This window comes from Serratia sp. TSO36 (assembly GCF_057808395.1).
In genome coordinates this window covers 151,614-172,712 of the sequence record NZ_JBJZOU010000005.1, presented here as the reverse complement: position 1 = coordinate 172,712, position 21,099 = coordinate 151,614, and the positions used below count along the sequence as shown (strand labels likewise).

22 protein-coding genes are annotated in these 21,099 nt (G+C 48.5%); 6 read left to right on the top strand and 16 right to left on the bottom strand.

The annotated features are described in order from the left end of the window. Nucleotides 1–540: 540 nt before the first annotated feature. From ACK3CV_RS03015 to ACK3CV_RS02955, 13 genes are all read right to left on the bottom strand, one after another. Nucleotides 541–1,548 (bottom strand): restriction endonuclease, encoded by a 1,008-nt coding sequence (locus ACK3CV_RS03015; RefSeq protein ID WP_032267595.1) that lies wholly within the window; start codon nt 1,546–1,548, stop codon nt 541–543. Between the two features lie 258 nt (nt 1,549–1,806). After that, nucleotides 1,807–2,148, bottom strand: coding sequence for a TA system toxin CbtA family protein (locus ACK3CV_RS03010; RefSeq protein ID WP_286627594.1), 342 nt, complete (start codon nt 2,146–2,148; stop codon nt 1,807–1,809). 20 nt (nt 2,149–2,168) lie between these two features. Then, nucleotides 2,169–2,510: a type IV toxin-antitoxin system YeeU family antitoxin gene (locus ACK3CV_RS03005; protein WP_286627593.1), complete on the bottom strand. Its 342-nt coding sequence runs from the start codon at nt 2,508–2,510 to the stop codon at nt 2,169–2,171. A gap of 10 nt (nt 2,511–2,520) precedes the next feature. After that, entirely contained in the window at nt 2,521–3,063 is a 543-nt protein-coding gene (gene radC, locus ACK3CV_RS03000) for a RadC family protein (protein ID WP_489009800.1), read from the bottom strand. A gap of 12 nt (nt 3,064–3,075) precedes the next feature. Continuing rightward, nucleotides 3,076–3,519 carry an antirestriction protein gene (locus tag ACK3CV_RS02995; RefSeq protein ID WP_234721824.1) on the bottom strand — a complete coding sequence of 148 codons (444 nt, stop codon included), beginning with the start codon at nt 3,517–3,519 and terminating at the stop codon, nt 3,076–3,078. Nucleotides 3,520–3,549: 30 nt separating this feature from the next. After that, on the bottom strand, nt 3,550–4,371 hold the full coding sequence (locus tag ACK3CV_RS02990; protein ID WP_335271441.1) for a DUF932 domain-containing protein: 822 nt from the start codon (nt 4,369–4,371) through the stop codon (nt 3,550–3,552). 98 nt (nt 4,372–4,469) lie between these two features. Next, the gene (locus tag ACK3CV_RS02985; protein ID WP_217295359.1) at nt 4,470–4,700 is read right to left on the bottom strand and encodes a DUF905 domain-containing protein; all 231 of its coding nucleotides are present in this window, start codon (nt 4,698–4,700) and stop codon (nt 4,470–4,472) included. Nucleotides 4,701–4,771: 71 nt separating this feature from the next. Next, entirely contained in the window at nt 4,772–5,221 is a 450-nt protein-coding gene (locus tag ACK3CV_RS02980; protein WP_217295358.1) for an IrmA family protein, read from the bottom strand. After that, nucleotides 5,218–5,670 (bottom strand): YfjS/YafY family lipoprotein, encoded by a 453-nt coding sequence (locus ACK3CV_RS02975; RefSeq protein ID WP_048236233.1) that lies wholly within the window; start codon nt 5,668–5,670, stop codon nt 5,218–5,220. The genes ACK3CV_RS02980 and ACK3CV_RS02975 overlap by 4 nt, the downstream gene beginning before the upstream one ends. Nucleotides 5,671–5,706: 36 nt before the next feature. Beyond that, nucleotides 5,707–6,276: a hypothetical protein gene (locus tag ACK3CV_RS02970; RefSeq protein WP_004929046.1), complete on the bottom strand. Its 570-nt coding sequence runs from the start codon at nt 6,274–6,276 to the stop codon at nt 5,707–5,709. Continuing rightward, nucleotides 6,276–6,980 (bottom strand): helix-turn-helix transcriptional regulator, encoded by a 705-nt coding sequence (locus ACK3CV_RS02965; protein ID WP_014226755.1) that lies wholly within the window; start codon nt 6,978–6,980, stop codon nt 6,276–6,278. The genes ACK3CV_RS02970 and ACK3CV_RS02965 overlap by 1 nt, the downstream gene beginning before the upstream one ends. Nucleotides 6,981–7,180: 200 nt before the next feature. After that, nucleotides 7,181–8,056, bottom strand: a complete 876-nt coding sequence (locus tag ACK3CV_RS02960; protein ID WP_181500146.1) for a GTPase family protein — start codon at nt 8,054–8,056, stop codon at nt 7,181–7,183. 100 nt (nt 8,057–8,156) lie between these two features. Beyond that, nucleotides 8,157–9,071, bottom strand: a complete 915-nt coding sequence (locus ACK3CV_RS02955) for a hypothetical protein (protein ID WP_489009799.1) — start codon at nt 9,069–9,071, stop codon at nt 8,157–8,159. Between the two features lie 500 nt (nt 9,072–9,571). Between ACK3CV_RS02955 and ACK3CV_RS02950 the strand changes: the two genes are divergently transcribed. The 5 genes from ACK3CV_RS02950 to ACK3CV_RS02930 all read left to right on the top strand — a co-directional run bounded on the left by ACK3CV_RS02950 (nt 9,572) and on the right by ACK3CV_RS02930 (nt 12,219). Beyond that, complete coding sequence (locus tag ACK3CV_RS02950; RefSeq protein ID WP_047667336.1) at nt 9,572–9,778, top strand: helix-turn-helix transcriptional regulator; 207 nt, start codon at nt 9,572–9,574, stop codon at nt 9,776–9,778. A 96-nt stretch (nt 9,779–9,874) separates the two neighbouring features. After that, entirely contained in the window at nt 9,875–10,468 is a 594-nt protein-coding gene (locus ACK3CV_RS02945) for a hypothetical protein (protein WP_096111257.1), read from the top strand. 197 nt (nt 10,469–10,665) lie between these two features. After that, a complete protein-coding gene (locus ACK3CV_RS02940) occupies nt 10,666–11,235 on the top strand; it encodes a YagK/YfjJ domain-containing protein (protein WP_096111256.1) in 570 nt (189 codons plus the stop codon). 175 nt (nt 11,236–11,410) lie between these two features. Beyond that, complete coding sequence (locus ACK3CV_RS02935; protein WP_096111255.1) at nt 11,411–11,827, top strand: putative zinc ribbon protein; 417 nt, start codon at nt 11,411–11,413, stop codon at nt 11,825–11,827. Then, on the top strand, nt 11,821–12,219 hold the full coding sequence (locus ACK3CV_RS02930) for a putative zinc ribbon protein (RefSeq protein ID WP_489009798.1): 399 nt from the start codon (nt 11,821–11,823) through the stop codon (nt 12,217–12,219). Before ACK3CV_RS02935 ends, ACK3CV_RS02930 begins: the two co-directional genes overlap by 7 nt. A 381-nt stretch (nt 12,220–12,600) precedes the next feature. Here ACK3CV_RS02930 and ACK3CV_RS02925 read toward each other — a convergent pair whose 3' ends face one another. The 3 genes from ACK3CV_RS02925 to ACK3CV_RS02915 form a co-directional block, all read right to left on the bottom strand. After that, nucleotides 12,601–15,882, bottom strand: coding sequence for a type I restriction endonuclease subunit R (locus ACK3CV_RS02925; RefSeq protein WP_489009797.1), 3,282 nt, complete (start codon nt 15,880–15,882; stop codon nt 12,601–12,603). Between the two features lie 84 nt (nt 15,883–15,966). Further along, the gene (locus ACK3CV_RS02920; protein WP_151887281.1) at nt 15,967–17,367 is read right to left on the bottom strand and encodes a restriction endonuclease subunit S; all 1,401 of its coding nucleotides are present in this window, start codon (nt 17,365–17,367) and stop codon (nt 15,967–15,969) included. Continuing rightward, on the bottom strand, nt 17,357–18,961 hold the full coding sequence (locus ACK3CV_RS02915) for a class I SAM-dependent DNA methyltransferase (RefSeq protein ID WP_096111252.1): 1,605 nt from the start codon (nt 18,959–18,961) through the stop codon (nt 17,357–17,359). Before ACK3CV_RS02915 ends, ACK3CV_RS02920 begins: the two co-directional genes overlap by 11 nt. Nucleotides 18,962–19,376: 415 nt before the next feature. Between ACK3CV_RS02915 and ACK3CV_RS02910 the strand changes: the two genes are divergently transcribed. Continuing rightward, on the top strand, nt 19,377–20,978 hold the full coding sequence (locus tag ACK3CV_RS02910) for a hypothetical protein (RefSeq protein ID WP_000126516.1): 1,602 nt from the start codon (nt 19,377–19,379) through the stop codon (nt 20,976–20,978). Nucleotides 20,979–21,099 lie beyond the last annotated feature (121 nt).

Sequence of the window (21,099 nt, the reverse complement as noted above, 5' to 3'; positions counted from 1 at the left end):
GCCTTTTCGCCTGCCGGCGACAACATTTTTCTGCATATCTGACATTTTGGTTCCCACTACTATTTGGTGGGAACCACTTTGTCGAATGTGTCAGAAAATCACCAGACGGTACACGGTGTACGCTTACTTCCTGTTGTGGCTCCATCCTGGAACTCCCTGACCCGAAAGAGCTCAATGAAACGCCATTTTAGCCTTTAAGGTCAATCAGATAAGACTGAGGAAAGTATCAGGAAGATCCGGTTTTTACTGAAATGGGAAATGCGTCAATACAGAGTAAAAATAGGAAGGTAGTGGCGGCGTGCAGATCCCAGACACAAAAAAACCACCTCTCGGTGGCTTCTTGTTCGCGCGGTACTTAATGGTGCGAAGGCCGGACTCGAATTTCACACCCAATAGACTGATATCAATGTAGTTTATAAACAGGGATAAATAGTTATACCCGCACTTGTACCCACAAGTTAAAATCCGTACAAAAAACGACATTGCAAGTGGGTATAAAGCCACACCAGTAGAACACCGATATGGCTGTCAAAGCAAGATTCAGGCAGGTAGAAAAGTTTTCTTCAGAGGCACCAAAAGTTTAGTCTCAATATCAACTTGTTCGTAGTTCTCAATAAGCGCCCGGACGAGATCATCAAGTGTCCAGAGCGTCAGTGGTATCGTCGAACGGTCGGCTTCATATCGAGCATCTTTCGTAAAGCCCCCTGTACTAACATAAAGCCCGCGATCATCTTTATGGCGACCACCGATAAAGCTTCGTATCTGTTGGCTTCCCATCTGTTCCCTGCGGTGCTTTACCTCAACGATAATACGCGGATTTTCAAAACCGAACCCATCAGGTGAAGCTATGATATCTTTACCCCGATCGGCTCCCGCAGGTGAGACCTGCGTTTTATAGCCCATGCTGCGTAAGACTCCGGCAACCAGATTTTGCATCTCGTCCCAGTCAAGAGAGTTGATGCGATCTTTGATACCCTCAAACGCCAGCATTTCCATATCGCGGAGCGGATCAGAAACGACCTCATCTTCATCCATCGCAACTGGATTCTGAGTAATCACATCTATAGTGGGTTTCTTATCCTGCAAAAGCTCTACTAGCGCATATTCTGGAAGCTGGAAAACCGTCAGCGTAGAACCCAATGTGTTCTTGGTAGCTACAGACAGTCGATCGCGATCGATTTCTTGAGTATTCCATTTAACCTGCCGAGCGATACCCATCCCCTCTTCCACCCATTCAGGATGATATTGGAAGTCTGAAGTAACTTTGCCTAGCAAATAAGTACGGTTGGCTGGCGAATAAGTAATAACCCAATCACCCTTTTGGATCTCATTCACAAAACGCCAGACCTGCGATGCACCAGAACGGGCTGTTCCCAGCTTTGTTAAGGGATCTGCCTCCTGGTATAAGGCGAGTAACTGGGCTCGGGACAGGCCAGGTTTGACTAATGGAGCCAGCTGAGACCAACCGATGCCTACAATTTGCTTATCGCGAAAATCGTCATAGAGCTTGCCGCCATCGCCGCGGATCATCCACATTCTGTTGCCCATACCAGTCCCTTCATGAGGAAAAGAAATTAAGCTGGATCATAAGCTTGTTCGCCGCATGCGTCAAAACCATCAACAACGACGGCCCAGCATTCCCGGATTGTACTTGCGATAATGTGCCCAGTAAAAATTACAGCTTCTATTTGCATGATATTTCGTCCATATAAGTAAAAGCACCAACCAGCATCGGCAGGTGCTTTTTGGAATGAGTAAATAAGTAAGGAAAGCTGCAGTGTGAATCAGGAAGGCTATTCCTAATGTTCACTGTGCAGCACTAATACGATTTATTTTCAATAAACCAGTTGCCTGCCGCGCCCGCAGAATATCGACTGCCCGCAGATATGGGGACTGTTCTTGCCAGTTGAATCCCCTACGATCAATACGAACCAGTTCGTACTTTTCCACCAGAAAATTAACGGCATCGGCCAAAGATATACCGGCATCGATATGTTCCTGAATTACCGTTTCATCACTGAATGGTGTGTCGTTGAGTGTCAGGCCATAATGTTGTTCCAGCAGGCATGCAAGCAGCATTTGCCACACTGCTACGGGCGACAGACATAGCGTCGCCGCCTGCGGAGTTGTTGCAGGTAGAGTTTTCATATTTGCTCTTGTGAAAGTAGTTAACGATGAGTGGGGTAAACGGCGATGTATACGTAGCCGTAACTGCCAAGGGTATCGGCTTCGCAGGTGAAACCATTGTGGTACAGGGTGACACAGTGGGCATGGCGAGGATTCATTTCACCAGTAGTCAACATTGACTCCATCTGGCTGATAAAATGTGGGAATACCTCATCCAACTTCAAAGATTCTGCGTTACTGAATTCACCGCTAATGCTGGCCCGGTCAGCCAGATAGTGCAGTCGGTTTCCCTCCTGTATCAGACGAGCGCCAAAGAAAGGCGTCACATTACGATTCAGAACCCACTTGAGAAATGAATCGTTCTCTGAATCAGTAGATTTCATTGAAGTTCCCTCATATCCAGCCTCGCTCTGCAAACGACACAATGCCATCTGAACCGACAACCAGATGATCGAGTATGTTCACATCAACCAGTGCCAGGGATTCTTTAAGCCTGCCCATAATGTTGCGACCGCATTGGCTGGGCTCCGGATCACCGGATGGATGGTTATGCGCCAGCACGACAGCTGCAGCATTGAAGCGAAGCGCTGACTTCACTACCTCTCGAGGATGGACCTGGACATGGTTAACCGAACCGGCAAATAGCGTTTCACTCTCCAGTAAACGGTGCTGGTTATCGAGATAGAGCACCATAAACACTTCCCGTTCTTGTCCTGCCAGCTGTAACCGAAGCCAGTCACGGGCAGCAGTACTAGAGGTAAAGGATATACCGGGCTGGCGCAGATATTTATCCAGCAGGTTGATGGCACGACGAATGGTGCGTTGGGCATAGGGGGTTAATCCGGAGGTCGCGGGGAGCAAACAACCATGCTGGGCCATAATCGCCAGTGGAAAGAGTTCAGGCTGAGATGACAGCGGGGATAATGCGGTATTCATGTTCGGTATCCCTCAGTCGATTAGATGCATAATGGCGCTGCACTCTGGATGGTTCAACGCGAAGTCTCGTAAGCGATAATAGTGCTCAGTCATCGCGTCACATTCGGTACGGCAGGCGTGATGGCTGTATGCCATCAGGCAGGCGACTATACCTGCCGCTTCTCCAGTAAGTTCCGCGCCATTGCCATTCATGCTGTTGAACAATGCCCATTTCTCATCGTGCTCTGACTCAGGAGCCATAAAAGCGCCGCCGTTACTGAGCGTCGAAAAGTTCCAGATGCCGCCGTGATAATCGGTACACAACCGGTCCATCCAGGCAAAGATTTGAGGCTCAAGCGTTATCCATTGCGGGATGGAGCCAAAGTGCTGTGGCCAGAAGCCTATGCGTAACTCGTCAGGGACCACTGAGGCAGTAATTGCGGTAAGCTCCGCGAACTGATGATTTTGTGTATTCATTAAACTATCTCCTTATGCCGGAACGGTTGTTTAACGCCCGAAAAAATCGAGCATGTTTTCTGCCATAACCCACAGGGCGCGATTGAGCTTCACATCGCCATCAATACCGGTAACAGCACGGGTGCGGCTGCTTTTCCCCTGAGCGGTTCGCCCTGACAATCCACCTTTCATCAGGTTCTCCTGCACGCGCTGGTATACGGTCCACAGGTCATCGCTGTAGTCCTCCCGGCGACGTGGGGTCAGCAACTGCGATACCGTGACCGGCTGGTGGTCTTCACCAAAGCGATACTTCAGCGCGGCATTCGCCAGGGCGTTACGGGCGGATTCTGGCAGTGCCAGTGACTGCATTACATCGCGCTTCTCCTCCACCCGGTCAAATACACCGAGCACTTCGTAAGCCCCTTCAATCACCTTCTCAACAACATTCCCTTTATGCGGTACCCGCACTTCGCCGAATGACTGGCCGCAGACCAGGCCGTTGGTACAGACGCCGCGAAATAGTCCCGGCAGCATCTGGTAGCTCGAGGAGCCGTCATGGCTGTTGAGCAGGATGATTTCCGGTACCTGATGCCCGGTAAGTTGCCCGGCTCGACGCAGACGCAGCATATGCTTGGTGTGCTCCCGCTTGCTCTGGTCCCGGACCTTCGTCTGGCAGGCAAAGAACGGCTCAAAGCCTTCACGCTGCAGGCTTTCGAGGATGGTGATGGTCGGGATGTAGGTATAACGGTCTGAACGAGATTCATGTTTGTCACTCCCGAACACGCTGGGAACATAACTCATCAGCTCTTCGTGGGTCAGAGGCCGGTCACGGCGTATCTGGTTTATACGGCCAAAGCGGCTGGCTAATCGCATAGGTAACTCCTTATGCAGTGGGTAAAAAGACAAAAGGCCACACTTCCCGAAGGAGGTGTGGCCTGACTTTGTTTATATCGGTGATGTGCTGGTGGTGGTTATGCAGGAAATTTGCGGATGCCATAACGAGTGATATACCGGTTCAGCCAGTAACCGGCATCCGGCTCAAAGTCCCAGGCTCGCCAGACCATGCAACGCTCATGACGGATAACCAGACGGAAATGCGTACCTTGGTCGTCCTCTATAGCTATGTTGGAATATTGAGCCGCAACCGCCTCTGCCTGCTGGCGCGAAAACGGTCCCTCAGGTAGTTCAGTGAGTTCAGGCATACAGGCTCCTTAAAACAAAAAGCCCCTGTGGCATAAGCGACAGGGGCTGAATCAAACGGGTAAAGAATTGGCTAAGACGCCTTACCTCCGACAACCGTGACTTGCAGCGGTTGGTAATACTGCGGGTCGAAAACAGACAGTGGCAGGTCAATCTGGTAACCATTGCGCTCTTCCGTTGCCTTCATGATTTCGACAGAGCTGACGTTTTCCACGCATTCGTTCTCCAGCGAGGCTTCCTGAGAGCGAGTCGCATCGCTCTCACCAAATGCAGCCACCGCCATATTCCCCATAACCAGCGTGTTTCCGCCTTTGTCTTTCAGACGCAGGGAGAGCGTCAGAGGCCCGAACCCCTCACCACTTCCTCCGTTATCCAGACGAAACTGCCAGACGCAGACATCGCCTGGCACCCAGACCATGTCTGTGTTGCGGATACTGATGTAACGCTGTTCTTCGGCCTGAGCCGGTGACAGCAGACACAGGCTCAGAGCGAAAACTGAGATAACGCCTTTCAGCTTCTTCATGGATTTTTCTCCTGATTCTCCGGCAGATAGAGTTTTCCCATTTCCTTGCCATCGTGCGAATACACCACCGATTTTTCACCCGTATAGCTGTCGGTTTCAATTCTGAAGCTCAGAGTGATATTGTCCGCAAGGCACAGGGCTGCAATCAGTGGCTGCACCGTTTTCTGCTGCATATCCGCAATGTAGTAATAATTGCCTGACTCACAGCCTTCCGGCGACTGGTTGGTTTTCATCACCGTATATTGCGGTGTGCCGAAAGCATCCTTCTTTACCCATTCCTGGGCAATATCGGATTTATGCGAGACAACCTTGCTGAACGGTGGCGGAGTCAGGTCCTTAAAACTGGCTATCGTTTTCACACCCGCATCTTCCTTGCGGTCGCAGCCAGAAACCCCCATGGCACCGATAACCAACAAAGCGGTGAGAACAGGTCGATACAATTTCTTCATGGTGCAGATTCCTTATTAATCGTCCGTTCCTTTGCTTTAGCAATTGCCGGTGCGTCGGCACAACTCTGCCAGACTCTGTTGGGCTACCCACTGCTGCAGTTTCTGCTCTGAGGCAGAACGCTTCGCCGCCAGGGCAGCCTGCTGCTGTTTGTTGACACAGTTTTCCGGGAATGCAGCAAGTACCTGGTTGCTGTGAGGTTCGTCAGCCAGCTCCAGCTGATACTGGGTGTCGATGATAGTGAAGTAACACCCTTTCCCCTGGTCTTCGCCCTGATAGACCGATGTCAGGTCGGAGTAATAACCGCTGGCAGGTTTCAAATTCAGCTTGCGCACAGTATGCGTTTTCTTATCGGCGAGAAAATAAGCACCACCACCCCGCTGACGCAGCAGGAATTGCCTGGTCCAGGGATAATTGCCAATCACACTGGCCTGATAGAGCGTATTGTTTAGCGTGTCGTTATCCATGCCATCGGCCGATTTCCAGCCATCCGCCTGCATGTACTGCCAGAATTTGACGGTACCCACGACAGTTTCGGCAGACGTCGGAAAGGTAGCGCCAGCGCAGAGACTGACGGCCAGTGCCGTTGTAATCAGTAATTTCTTCATCATGATTCCTTATGAGGTAAAAGACCGTCGCCGGTTCTGGCGAGCAGTGAGTGAAAAACGTGAAAATGGGGAAGGGCTCTGAGTAATTCCGGTTCGGCGAGAACGTTACGAATCTGAAGGTCGGGCACGAACAGTTCCGGGTGCAAGGTAACCGCATGGATATCGTTCAGCGGAAACACTGCCACGCGATGATGATGCTCGCCAGTCAGATACCAATGCCCGCCGCAGAGTACGAGGCGGTATGGTGCAAGCCCTGAGCAACGACAACCTTCAGCCAGCAGCGTCACGCGACGATGCTCTGATATAGCCCTGACAAGGCGTGTAAATATGCCTGGCCTGGGCGGCGACAATGACTCCGATTCTGCCCATATGAGGCACGGAGACTCACCGGGCCCACTCAGTAGTGAGCTGACCATGTGGTTATCCATGTCAGGAAACAAGGCCTCCACACCTGACTGACGAGCAAAAGTCAGCACCGCCAGTTCGCGCTGATGGCTACCTGAAAGCAGACGACAGGTGCCGTCGCGATATTCCAGGTCCAGGTACATCAGTCGCTCACGAAAATCCCGGCGGAGGGTACGGAGCGATACACCAAACTCTGCGGCAAGAAGGCCCATATCCAGTGTTTCGCCAGCAACAAGGCGGCTGATAATGAGGGACAGCCGAACCGCCAGCCGCTCATGGCGACGCTCAGTCTGGGACATTAGATTTTCTCCATCCCGTTAACAGGCTGAAAATTAAGTGATTAGTGTAACGAAGGGGTCGGACAGGGTATGGACATGGGAAGGCGTATTTTTTCAGTGCGAGGATTACAGCTGTAATGCGCCTTTGCGCGTTGAAGGTGCATTAATCGCTCATTAATTGAGCACGAAAAGGACAGGAAGTGTCCGCTATACGCGGTTTTTCAGAAGAAAATCCAGTCCCAGACGGCACGGGCAACGGTCACCACGGCTTCCCGCACGGTTCGAATCACAGCCCTTACAGGCGCTGGCAGAAAAGATGATGACTCCACATTGCCAATCATTTCATCAACTGCATGACCAAAGCGCTCACGTGCCTGCTTTTTTACCGGCTCGGTGCAGAGCCTTCCATGCAGTTGTGTTGTCAGTGGACTGGTGGCCCGGTCAGGCAGGCTATGCATCATAGTATCGACAAGGGTTTCCACGCCCCACCCTGTGCGGGCTGACACCACACAGACAGGATGGTGCGGCAGGAACAACTGCTGCATCGCGATTCTCTTAGTCTCAATTGTTAACTGCTGAGCAGGTGAAGGCGTGCTATCGGTGGTACACCATTCATGACAGGGTTCGGCCTTGTCGGCCTGATTAACCACGAACAAAACCCGGTACTGATACGTCAGCATCACCTTGCGATAGAAGTGTTCATCCACTGACAGTGCCCGATCATCAGCCTTGATGACCCATAACACTAAATCCAGTTCGGGTAGGATGCGGCGATACAGTGCAGTGTATTCTTCATCGCGTTGCTCGCTTTCACCCACACCTGGTAAATCAACAATCATCAGGCTGTGATTGCCATTGCGGAGCCTGAAGCGCAGCACATCGCGGGTGCAGGCCTCCACATCGCTGACCGACGTGACTTCTCCCTGGAACAGGGCATTGCAGAGAGACGATTTGCCTGCCCCACTTTTGCCCATAATCCCAATAACCGGCTCGTACTGTGTGAGACTACGAAGGCGTTTAAGAATTAGACTGCGAAGAGTATGGGGTAGTGAAGCCAGAGGCTTCTCAATGGCCAGAAGGCCGTCAGATTTTTGCATAAGGAGATCTCAGCGCGAAAAATAAAAAGACCCGCGATCCGGTAAAGGATGCGGGGGATTCACGAGGATAATATCTATCTGAAATTATTTGGAGTGAATGCTATTTATCTTCTGCATATCTGGCATGGTGCCAGGCATTCATAATGATAACTTCCAGCTCTTCGTTAATTTTTCGACCATTTTTCTTTGCCAGCATATCGAGCTTTTCTTTAATGTCCTTCTGGACATAAGTGTTAATCACTTTTTTGTCAGCAATGTTTTCCCGGAACAAATTCTGGTTGTATGTTTTTTTCATCCGTTGAATCATCAGACGCCGAGTGTCAGGGTGAGCAGGCCAGGAATACAATACTGCCGTGAGAAAAGTAATCACTTGTTGTTGTCTGATTTCAGTCATAAATGAAGGCATGTAATCGGGTTTGATATGCTCCATAACATATTTAAATGCCCATGCACATTGTTTATGGTTTTTAAGGTCAATCCATTTAAATGGTTCTGGTAACTCTCGATTTCGCTGAATCCAGATATTTTTTAATGATGAGAGTGTTTTGATCTTAAAGAATAAATCGACATCCCAGCTATCAAAACAGATGTAGAGTACTGAAAGGGCATCCTTATACGTTTCCGGAATAACAGGCAATAAGTTATGCTGAATGACCGGAGGCCGTTCACGGTAAAAATCAACCTCTAGTGGATTAATTTCCTTAGGGCCCATGGTTGAAAGTATATTCCATGAAAAATAAGCGGAGCTATAGTCCTTTATCCATTCAAAATTTGTCTCCGGGATGATACTGGAAAATAATCCATTTTTCATTTCCCGTACGAACTTATTGTACTCATGAGTGTTTTTAAATTCATTATTAAGGTCTCTCAGGATCATATCCATAATCTCCTGATTTTTATAATCAGTTATGAGGATTAGCGGAGTACGCTCCCGGTATCCTTCGATGTTTTTCTTCATGTATTCGATATAAAACCGGCACGCTCTTTCTGTTCTGTCCGTCAGCTGTTCTTTCATAATTACATTTTCATTGATTTAAAAGTGGGTATCACTACGTAGGTTAATGCGTGTGTAATGCGTAGTCAAATGCGTTGCTTTCTGCGTCAATATCTGCGTAATAAAAAGTGTAGTGAAAGTTATGTTTTATGTAATGTGTAGTGATGCGGGATTAGCTGGTTTTCAATGTAAAACAACAGGATAAGCTGCTCACTGACCTTCGGGAAAGTAAGAAGGGCTTTTCAAAGGACAGGTAGTCCGGTGACTATAAGCCCATGAAGACAAAAGAGGAAGGATGACGGTTACCTGAGCGATTGATGTCTGCAACAGATGAGGTAACAGAATAATGTAAGACAGTCATGCACATGAGCGCGTCGAAATACATCTCAGAACCGGTTGACTCCTAGAGGTCAACATAACCCGCTTTTTTTACGTATCTCCCCATGGGTATGCCCCGGAGCAGTGACCACAATTAAATACCACTCATCCGGGTTACCTTTCTTAACCGGAGATACCAAATCATGACCACGCATCCCTTACTTACCGAAGACCAGTTGATTGACATGGCATTTATTACCAGCCTGCTGCAGATGACAGACAAGTGGATTTACAAGCTTATTAAGGACGGTTCCTTCCCCAAACCTATCAAGCTAGGGCGAAGCTCCCGATGGCGGAAGAGCGAGGTGGAGTTCTGGCTTCAGGAACGTGTCGACCAGTCCCGTAAATAACCTCCGGCCAGACTAAACCCTCAGCAGAATAATAACTATCCGGTTGCTCCGGAGGTTTTCTGCTGTCTGTGATTTAAGCCTTAAGGAATATAAACCATGAAAGACTATAAACCTCGTTACGAAGAACTCTATAAATGCTACCAAACCTGGTTGACTGATTTTACGAAGCTGACGGTCAGATCGGGTATGTGTCACCAGAATATCTACCACCATCATACCCTGACGGTTGGCAGCCTTAAGTTTCCGGGAGAGGAAGAGGTTATTGCTATTGTCCCCCAGTGCCTGCACCGGATTATTTATGGTAGAGCAGCAGCCCCACTGACTGTTAATGAAGACCTGAGCGTCAGTTTATTTACCCAGGAGCATCTGCTGGCTCACCATCCCATGCTGGAGGGGATTTTGCTGTCTGAGTGCGTGCGTTTAAAACAACGCCCACTGGCAAATAAGCTCATCAGTTTGTTCCGCCAGTTCAGCGGTAGTGAGCTGCGTCTGAAGCTGGTCTGGCTGTGCTGGTACGATTTGATGCTGGGGAATTGCCTTGATGACTGGACCGACAACCTCAGGTTCAAAAAAGACAAAGAAATGGATATCTGGATCAATGACCGGCAGGCTGAAAACCCTGCGCTGACCAGTCTGATGGACGAGTATGTCTGCTTTGCATGGCGGACGACAGCTGAACCACTGAGTTAGGCTTCATCCATAGTCCTGCAAGGGATTTGAGGGTTATTGGGGAGTGAAAATTAATTTAGGTTAATTAATATAATTAATAGGCACTCCCTTTTTACAACCATCCCTCTAATCCATACAACTCCCTCAGCCATGACCCTTCCTGAAGGCCTGGTGTATTCCACTGGCTGGCCCTCGCCAGCACTAAAGAAACTCATCCTATGCAAAATAATCAACGATGGGAGCCAGACTGGTTTCTACAGTCACTCCTGAACAACCATATCGACAAAATGGTAGAGCGCTATTCCTGCCTGCGGGCATTCCGAACAGATCTGTTTTACCAGGATCATACCGCTAAGTATTTCCTGCGGGATCACCAGCAGCTCGAATGGGATATCCGAAAGCTGATGAACCGTATGATGCAACTCGAAGCGGTGGTCGGTTTCTTCTGGGTTATCGAATGGACAGAAGACCATCACTATCATGCCCACGTCGTGTTCTGGCTGGATGGTAGTAAAACTCAGAATACCTATCCCTGGGCGCAGCAAGCCGGTTTGTACTGGAGTGATATCACTAACAGGGAAGGCTGGTATCACCGATGTGAGTTTAAAGAGCATTACGAGGCCAATATCAACATTCCGGTACGTTACAGCGATCCGGTCAGTATCACCAACATCCGACAGGTACTGGCGTATATGACCAAAATTCAACAAAAAGAGGGGATACCGTTGTTTGGTTGCAACGAAGTTCCACCCCGCCCACCGACAGGTCGACCACGACGCAATCTCTGAGAGTTTTTTACGTCACAACGCCTTAGTGTGACAACCACCGGACAGTAACGACTGCTAACGCAGAGTTACTCCCCTTCTGATACTTCTTAACTGACCCGCCATTCACACCCTGACCACGATGCCCGGACCGGGACGACTGACGCCTGTGTGTTGTCTGGCGGTAAGGAACAATACTATGTACGCAAAATCCTTCATGGCTCTTGACGGTAATGGTCGTCTGACCGGTGCCCGTACTGCGCAGACCGCCCCTTACGATCGTTATACCTGCCACCTCTGCGATAGCGTGCTGCAATACCGTCCTGAATACGAAACTGAGCGTCCGTGGTTCGGGCACACTGACGGCGGCCTGACGGAGAATGGCAGGCAGCATTGCCCTTATGTGAATCCGGAAAGCAGTGAAACCCGGCTGATAAACCGGCTGCAACGGTTTGTGCCTGACGCCCGTCCAAAGGTCAGGAAAGCTGACTGGCACTGTTCGCAATGTTCTGGTGATTACCATGGGGAACGTTATTGCCTGAACTGCCAAACCGGAAAGTTCAGCATCGTGGCCACTTCCATAGCAAGTATGGGAGAGGTGATATTAGAATGCTGAAATGCCATCTCGCTATTACGCCCCTGGGCCATCACATCACCGCTGAGGATGCTGTCAACACCAGCCCCAGAGTCTGGAGCTGCATTCACTGCGGTTGTGGACTCATCCTTCATGCAGGCTCACAACAGGAGGCAGCCTGGTTTGAACATAACCAGCTCAATGTCGCCAACAAGTTGCTGATGGGATGCTCATATCTCGACCCAGAGGTGAAAGAAGACGCTCGACAAAGAAAGCCGAAGTTGATGCTGGCAGCCGTGGAGCCTGCACCAATGGTTTTGTCGTGGCACTGCGTTTTGTGCAAAAGAGATTATGATGGAGAAAGACACTGTCGAACCTTTGGCACTGGCATTTACAGCACAGAACTGAATCTAAAGACAGCCTCGCCACCCTAAGCATCAACATCAACATCAACATCAACATCAACATCAACATCAACATCAACATCAACATCAACATCATTTTCGCACTTCCCCTTTCAGATAGAATGACCCTATCCGAAATGAATGAACCACGGACGTACCCTTCTAGATACCGATAGAAACGTAAAAGGTCAGGCGGTAGCTGCTGATCCAGATCGCGGACGGCAAGCCCGTGAACAATACGATACCAGCATAGTTCTTTGCGTTATGGAGGCTCGGGACAGACTTACAATAACGTCAGGCTACTGACAACCCCGTGTCACCGAGATTACTTCGTGCGGTAGCAGAAAGCTCGGTGACACGGGTTTAGATTGCTGAGTATTTCCGAGGAAAGGGTTCCCTCAATTTGATAAATCAGCTATGCAAGTACTTCTTAAAATTCTCCGCCTGCTCCAGCACGCTCTTGTAGACCTCATCATTGGCTACCGGGGGGAAGCCATAGCGGTGCAGGAGAAGGATAAGGTCTACTTTCAGCTTGGCCTTAATGTCATCGCGGTTGCTCCAATCGGGGTACTGGGCACTGTCATCGACAATCACCTTCATCTCTTTGGCCAATTCCAACATCTTATCGTCGTCATAGGTGAAATCGTACTTCTCGCACATATGCGCTAGGATATCGAGAAAGGCTTTCTCTTCCATGTCGATGCCAATATCGGCGAACGACATCATCTCGGTCTTAATGTCGTAGATCATGTCGGCCATTTGCTTGGTGAATGTATCGAACTCTTCACCGTTGAGCACGTCGTTCTCCTTACGCTGGTTGTACTGTTCAACCAGAGCTTGGAAACGTTTGGAGAAGTTGATCCCCTGAAGTTGGTTCACCTTTTGAAAATCGCTGATGGCTTTTGCCAACATTTTTTGCAGTAGTTGCATCCGGGTGTTGGGCAACTTGATCTTGCCAATGCGAGCCATGTACTCATCATCAAATATGTCGATGGTCTCAGCTTTATCTTCGCCTAAAGTAAATATCTCCTCTACTCCCTCAGCCTTAAGTGCCTCGGCAATCATCTCACGCACTTTCTGGTTCATCTGCGCGGTGTCTGGCGCATCGCCCTTAGTCAGCTTGAAGACGATAGAACGCACGGCCAAATGGAAATGAATTCGCTCTCGCTCATCCTGAGTAATCTCTTCACTACCAACGCAAACGTCATAGGCGGCTTTCAGGCGTTTCACCAATCCCATAAAGCGAAGCTCAATCTTCTTAGTCTGCAGGGCAAACTCGGCGGCCCGGTTGAGGCATTCCAGTTGTAGGGTCGGTGCACCAGAGAAGTAATCGCGGCTGTCGAACGTATGGAAAACCTGAGCAAGCAGATGCAGGTGGTTACGCACTTCAATCAGTGACTGCTGGACATCTTCAAAGTTAGATTTATCAGCCTTTGAGTACATAGCCAATGCCATGTTCATCCGGCTTTTAATGCCGATGTAGTCGACTACCAACCCCTTTTCCTTACCCTCAAAGCGTCGGTTTACCCGCGAAATAGTTTGGATCAGATTGTGCTTTTGCAGCGGCTTATCGATGTAAATAGTATCAAGTTCGGGCACATCAAAACCAGTCAACCACATGTCCACCACAATGGCAATTTTGAAGTTGGACTTAGGGTTCTTGAACTGCTTGTCCAGCTCCCGGCGGTACTCCTTAGTACCAAGCAAATTATACATGGCCTCTTCATCATCCTGGCCTCGGGTCATTACCATGTTGACCAGAGGAAGGCTCATCAATTCTTTTTTCTCTTGCTCGGTAAGGGCGACACCATCGATAGCCTGTTTCGCCTCGAACCAATCGGGGCGCTGTAGCTTCAAACTCTTGTAGAAATCGTAGGCAATCTCGCGGCTGGCACAGACAAACATCGCTTTGCCTTTGATAGTCGAACCTTCCGTCACCCGTTTTTCGTAATGCTGGGCGAAATCCTTGGCCAATGCCTCGATGCGATCCGGATCGCCCAGGATGGAATTCATATTGGCCGCGGTTTTCTTGCTCTCTTCAATCTGGTGTTCACTGGCACCCAGTTTTTCACATTCTTGATAATACTGCTCAATCTCTTCCAGCTTACTGTTATCAAGCACCACTTTGGCAGCTCGCCCTTCGTAGACAATCCGCACCGTGATTTCATCGTTAACCGACTCGGTCATAGTGTAGCTATCGATGGTGGGGCCAAATACATCCAGAGTGGCGTCGATAGGGGTGCCGGTAAAGCCAACATAGGTAGCGTTAGGCAGCGAGTCGTGTAGATATTTAGCAAAGCCGTAGGTCTTTTTCACCGTTCCGGTTTCAGCATCGATGCTGATCTTCAGGTCGAGGTTGATCTGGCTTCGGTGGGCTTCGTCAGAAATACAGATGATATTGCTGCGATTGGAGAGCAGTTGGATATCTTCAGTAAACTTGTGGATGGTGGTCAGGAATACCCCGCCGCTAGCGCATCCGGCCAGCTTGTCTCGCAAATCCTGACGGCTGGTGACCGGTTCAATAACTGCATCGCCGATAAAAGCGGTGGCATTGCAGAATTGCTTCGAGAGCTGTTCATCAAGATCGGTGCGGTCGGTAATGAGAACAATGGTCGGACTGGCAAAATCGACGCTCTTCATCAACAACCGGGCAAGGAACTGCATGGTATAGCTCTTGCCACAGCCAGTAGCACCAAAGTAGGTTCCCCCTTTACCGGAGCCACCGATATTCTCGCCGTTAGCCGTTATCTGCTTGCGCTCTTTATTAATGTTGTAGTAAAGCTTGCGGGCGGCGTAATACTGCGGGTAGCGACAGCAGATTTTCACTTCCTGTTTGCTGGTGTCTGGGAAGAAAACGAAGTTCTTCAACACGTCCAGCAAACGGACAGGATGAAAAAGCCCTTGGATCAGAGTGTAAAGACCATTGATGCCATCTTGCTCGGCGGACTCGTTACCATTCACCTTGCGCCAGGCGTAGTAGAACTCGTAAGGGGCAAACAGGTTTCCCAGCTTATTGTTCACCCCATCACTGAGAATACACAGCGCGTTATAGACAAACAGCTTAGGTATATCGCGCTTGTAGCGTACACAAAGTTGGCGCCAGGCGTCGTAGGTGGTGGCCTCTTCTTCACGTACCGCCGATTTAAACTCGAAGACTACCAGCGGCAGGCCGTTCACATACAAGATACCATCGGGGATACGCAGTTGCAGTCCGCCGTCCCGGGCCTGGCCTTCTATCTCCAGTTGATTAACCAACCGGTAGATATTATTGCCCACCTCGGCAATCTCTTCGCCATGCCCTGTGAATAAGCTAGCTAACTGCTCTGATAAGGTGCTGGTATCCATCAGCTCGATATAGAGGTCTTTCTTATTACGATCTTCACGTTTAAGTAAAAAGCCGTTGCTGAGCCAGTGGCAGAAGGTTTTATTGCTCTGGTAGAGATCGCTGGCAGGGAGAGCCTGCAACTGATGGAGGATGTGAGAAATCTCCCCTTTAGTGATCCCCTCAGTCTGATACTGGTTGGCCAGATACTGGCGCAGGTCATCCGTAATCAGCACCTCACTTTTCTCTTTTCGCGGCACATTGCTACCGACAAAATGAGGGTAACAGGGTTGGCCTTCCGCATTCGAGTGCTGTCCCAGTAGGGAGATAATGGCCTGTTCCAGCTTCGCTTCCGTGAAAATATGGCTCATGGCAATGGCTTATTGTTCGGTTGTTAATGGTTATAGGGCTACGTAACCCATCGCTACATCGCCCCACAGGATCGGCCCGCGTACTTAACTGACGAGTTCGGTCTCAATTTCATCGAGGCGAAGCTCACCAGAAATCAGTTTGGGTAGAAGAGTATCTCGTACTTTTAAAAGACTTTGAGACTGCTCATTACTCGAGTTGCCCCATTCAATAAATGATTTGACCCGCTGATGAAACAAATGTTGTACTTCTTTTGTAGGCAAAACTATAGGTTTTCGGTCTAGCGAACCTTTCCACTTAGCATATGGGATGGTTGATCCTTCACAATGAAGGGTTGCATATTCCACAGTTGATTCCTGATATGCTTGGAAAAAAGAGAAATATAGGGATTCCGAATCTTTAGCTGTGAGAGTAAAAACTGTTGAGCGAGTAACTCCATTAAATGGAGCAATGCATACCTTATGGAAATATGGACGCATTGCTCCAAATAGAATATCCCCTTCCTTAAACAAAATCAGACTACTGTTAGCTTCTTCACCAGATTTTGATTTTGAAAGGAGTGGTTCCTTTGTACCAATGCATTCAATTGGTACATATGGAATACGTTTAGTTTCACTCGATGGTTTTATCCGTTCATTTCTTAGTAAAAGAACATCACCTAGTTCTCCAGCCTGCCAACCTTTAGGTATCCATCCTTCCAAACCCAATGAAGGCTCGACGCACTCTTCAAAAGCGGCAGGGAATTGCTGACGAATATCGTTCGATAATGGTTTGAAATCGCTGCTTTCACGCGCAGCTTTACGGAACTCAGCACGGCGCAGTAACTCATCAGAAAACTCTAAATCCTGCTCGAAAAAACCTGCATCCAAGGCGTTATCGACCACGGGGTCAAAATCTACAAACCAGGACTTAAATAGTGCCTGCGCCATCTGCTCCAGGGTTTGGTTTATTTGGCGGTTTAGAGTGATTTTGTCATCGAGGTTTTTTAATACTCTTGCAATTTCAATCTGTTCCTCTTCAGGAGGATAAGATATTTCTAGCCTGCCAATCATTTCGTTGTTAAGACTTGCTCGTGTCGACATCGTTGAAAAAGCGAGCATGGATTGTCGAAATTTAGTACTCCTCAGATAATACCCTACATATTCAGGCACTAACTCGCTGTTCTGATGGGGGCGAAGGCGTTTGCAAAAACCATTAAAGGTCGCGTTTTCATAATCCTGGAGAGCAACACAGCTCATGCCCAGTTCATGCATTGTCTCGCTAGTACGCGTTAGGAATACATCACCACGTTTAACAGAGCAGTTTTCTCGTTCTTTGTCATTGGACTGTACTAAATCACCCAGTTCGTCCGGAGTAAAGTAGTTGTAAAAAACATCCTTAAATGTCAGAAATGGATGCCCACTACCAAAGTCCTTTGCTGGTTTTGATAACCCAGAACGAATATCGTAATGGTCAAGCAGCTTTGTCGTTTTCCAATTACTCCCCATACCCCAGCGCCTCCATATTGGAACGGATAGTCTGATCCAGATTTATCGCTTCATCCAACTGGCGATAGAGGGTCTTAGTCAACTCGTGCATTTTGGTTTCAAAAGCGATGCCATCATCCTCAATATCAACTGCCCCCACATAGCGGCCCGGAGTCAGAACAAAGTCGTTATCCTTGATTTCATCAAGTGTGGCGACTTTACAGAAACCAGCTTGATCCTGATATTGCTCGACACTGATTTCATTGGCCTCGATACGACGCTTGAGTTCGCTCTCGCTACTGCGCCAGGCGTGGAAGGTATCGGCTATGGTAGCGATATCCTCTTTAGTCAGCTCTTTTTGGGTACGGCTCACCATCGTGCCAAGATTGCGAGCATCAATAAACAGGGTCTCGCCGCGACGATCGCGGTAGCCATATTGAGGATTGGCTTTTTTGCTTTTGCTGATAAACCACATGCAGACCGGAATTTGGGTGGTGAAGAACAGCTGTCCTGGCAGGGCAATCATGCATTCGATACGATCATCTTCAATCAACTTTTGGCGAATCTCTCCCTCACCGCTGGTATTTGAACTCATGGAGCCATTGGCCAGCACAAAGCCCGCAGTGCCGTCTTCACTCAGCTTGGAAAGCATGTGCAGGATCCAAGCATAGTTAGCGTTGCCGGTAGGAGGAGTGCGAAAACCTGCAAAGCGCGGATCGTTGGTGAGCTCCGCCTCGTTGCGCCAGTCCTTCAGGTTAAAAGGTGGATTAGCCATGATGAAATCAGCCTTGAGATCTGGGTGCTGATCGGCAAAAAAGGTATCAGCCGGGCGCTCTCCCAGATTGCCGGAAAGTCCGCGCACAGCCAGGTTCATTTTGGCCAGCTTATAAGTGGTGCTGGTCAACTCCTGGCCGTAAATAGCGATGTCTTTACTCTTACCTTGATGGCTTTCAACAAATTTTAGGGACTGCACAAACATACCGCCTGAGCCACAGCAGGGATCATAGATCTTACCTTGATAGGGTTCGAGCATTTCAGCAAGCAAAGTCACCACTGCTTTAGGGGTATAGAATTCACCACCACCTTTACCTTCGCTGGCAGCAAACTTGCCAAGGAAATACTCGTAGACCCTGCCCACCAAGTCCTCTTCGGTCAGTTCGCATTCGTTGGCGAGCGTATCGATGTTCTCAATGCTATCAATGAGAGAAGCGAGCCTTTTCACCTCTAATCCCTGGCGTGAGAAGTAGTTATCCGGCAGAGCACCGGTTAGCGACGCATTGCGTTTCTCTATAGTAGAAAGGGCCGTGTCGATGATCACCGCAATATCATCTTGCTTTGCGCGGGCTTTAACATAAGACCAGCGGGCATCTGGTGGCAGGAAGAAGACATTATCCTGTTGATAGAAAACATCCATATCGACAAAGGCTTCTTGGCCGTTGTCGATTAACTGCTTGCGCTTGGCTTCGAACTTGTCGCTGATAAATTTCAGGAATACCAAGCTCAACACTACGTGCTTGTATTCGGAGGATTCCACGCTGCCACGCAGCTGGTTGGCGGTATCCCAAAGTGTTTCTTCGAAGCCTTTGCCAGCTTTCTTGGTTGGTGATTTAGCCATGTAAATGTGTTCTCTTTTTCTAATGAAAAGCAACCGGATTCCCGCGATTTTGGGCTAAGCCCTGATGAGCAGAAACCTCATTATGGGTTAATCCCTGTGCGAGTGGTCGCTAATGTATACAAAGTGATATTGGCTGGGATTATCCCATAAATGCATCCGGATTTAATTGCCGTAGGCCAAAATGGGTACAAATTCTCTGAAGCTCAAATTTCAACCAAGAATGTAGAAAACTTCATGAGGACGCTTGCTTGATGCCAAATAGCTGAAAAGGCTCTAATGAGCTTACAACTCCTACTAGAGTCTTGGGATAAAATGAGCATTAAATGATCCTATACGCTGCACACACTTAATGCATGTCTCCCGCGCTAACTGGGTGTAATCTCTCCAAATTAACGAAAGGATAAATAAAAACGCCATGACAGCACCTTCCCAAATTGACACAACCAGCTTACTCACAATACTGGGCGTCATCGCCGCTGTATGGGCGTTGATATCTCCTACTAGCAGACTACGACTTCGATTCTGCATGGCTTGGTGGGATTGGTGTATCGGTGGCGTGGTCTTTCTCTTCATTCACTATTTAGTATTTGCTCCTGTTTTAGAGAAGCTTGGGCTGTACTACAGCCTAGGGCCATGGAAATGGGGGCTCAATAGCTCAAGTGCGGTTTACCTACTTCTTCTCTCTGTCGCCTTATACTACTTTTGGCGCACAAGGTCTCCTAAACTGGCCAGAGGAAGAGTTCGCATCTTCCGCGAGCTAATTGAAAATTTGCATCTTACAAAGCGTTACGACGAGCTGGTGTTGCTAGTTGAACCCCAATTGTCGAAACTTATTTCCTTAACTAAGCAGCAATCTTGGCTTGTTCGCATAATTAATCATCTAGACAAACCCAACATTGACATGTCTGCTCTATTTGACGGGATTAAACCTCAAGCAAGACCAGCTTGGCGCGTGTACATAAGCCCTTTACTCCAGTATTTGAAGTCGTGCCGTTTGGCTCGCACAGAGGCCAATATACAAGCCCGTGAAATCCTCTTAAATCTAGTCACCTCTCCTGAGCTGACAATTCACCTGGCTCTTAGCCACCCACATTTTTGTCTTAAGCTCCTTCAAGCCGACGAAGTGATACGCTCCGACTTCATTGAAAACTACATGGATGCGTTACTCGATGCACCGGGAAGCCGCCTCTACGTGGAGTTAAAGAATAACCAAAATCTGCTTCGTGGAAATCGTCTGCTGCTACCGGAGAACAACCGATTACTTCGATTCTTCTTCGCCGATGCAGCTTTGGCGATGAATAACGGTCTGGATAATGCCATTGGCACTGCGGTGTGTCGGCGACTGGATGAAGATAATAAACTAGCCGAGAGGTTGAACAAATCATTGGGATCCTACTATGACTCAGGAAGATTTCGTTGCCCGATCAATTCGGGCTTAACGCTCTTTGAGATCATGGTCCATGAGGGTATTCATCAGGGCCTGCAAGACCATATGTGGTTGCATTACTTTGGGCACTTCGCGGAAAAAATTTTGAAGCAAATGGATACGTCACCCGATGAAGAAATCTATCAGGAATGGCCTACACCTTTTCATTATCTTCTTTACCGCTTAATTAGTATCGCTACCGATTGGGCCGAACAGTGCGCGCTCATTGATGATTCAGAGATTCCGGAGGCGACACGCTCCGCTGATAAATTTGACCAACACTATATTTCTAAAGAAGCGACCAAAGTCCTTGGGGTGATGCTCGAATACATCATCCCAAGCGAGAAATTATCTCCTGCATTCAAGAGATATCTGCTGGAAGTGGTCGTACGTTGTTACATCAAACTTGAGAACAATCCCAGGTTATCTGATGTCGCATTGGCACTCTTGACTAACGTAATTATGGGTAAGGATCTTCCGACAAAAATCTCTTATCGTTTAAAACTTCGGGATGAATTTAGGAGTATTGACCACATAATGAGGAAGGATGCTTTGAAGTTTGAACAAACCTTAGATGAATCACTTGCGTGATGTCCAAAACGGATTAGGGTGAAAAGTTAGCGTAAGCTATTAATCCTCTGAAAGCGCATGACTTACTTAAGCCTGCGTTGCTGACGTTCTCGTGAGCTCATGGAAAAAATTTGCCTATAAA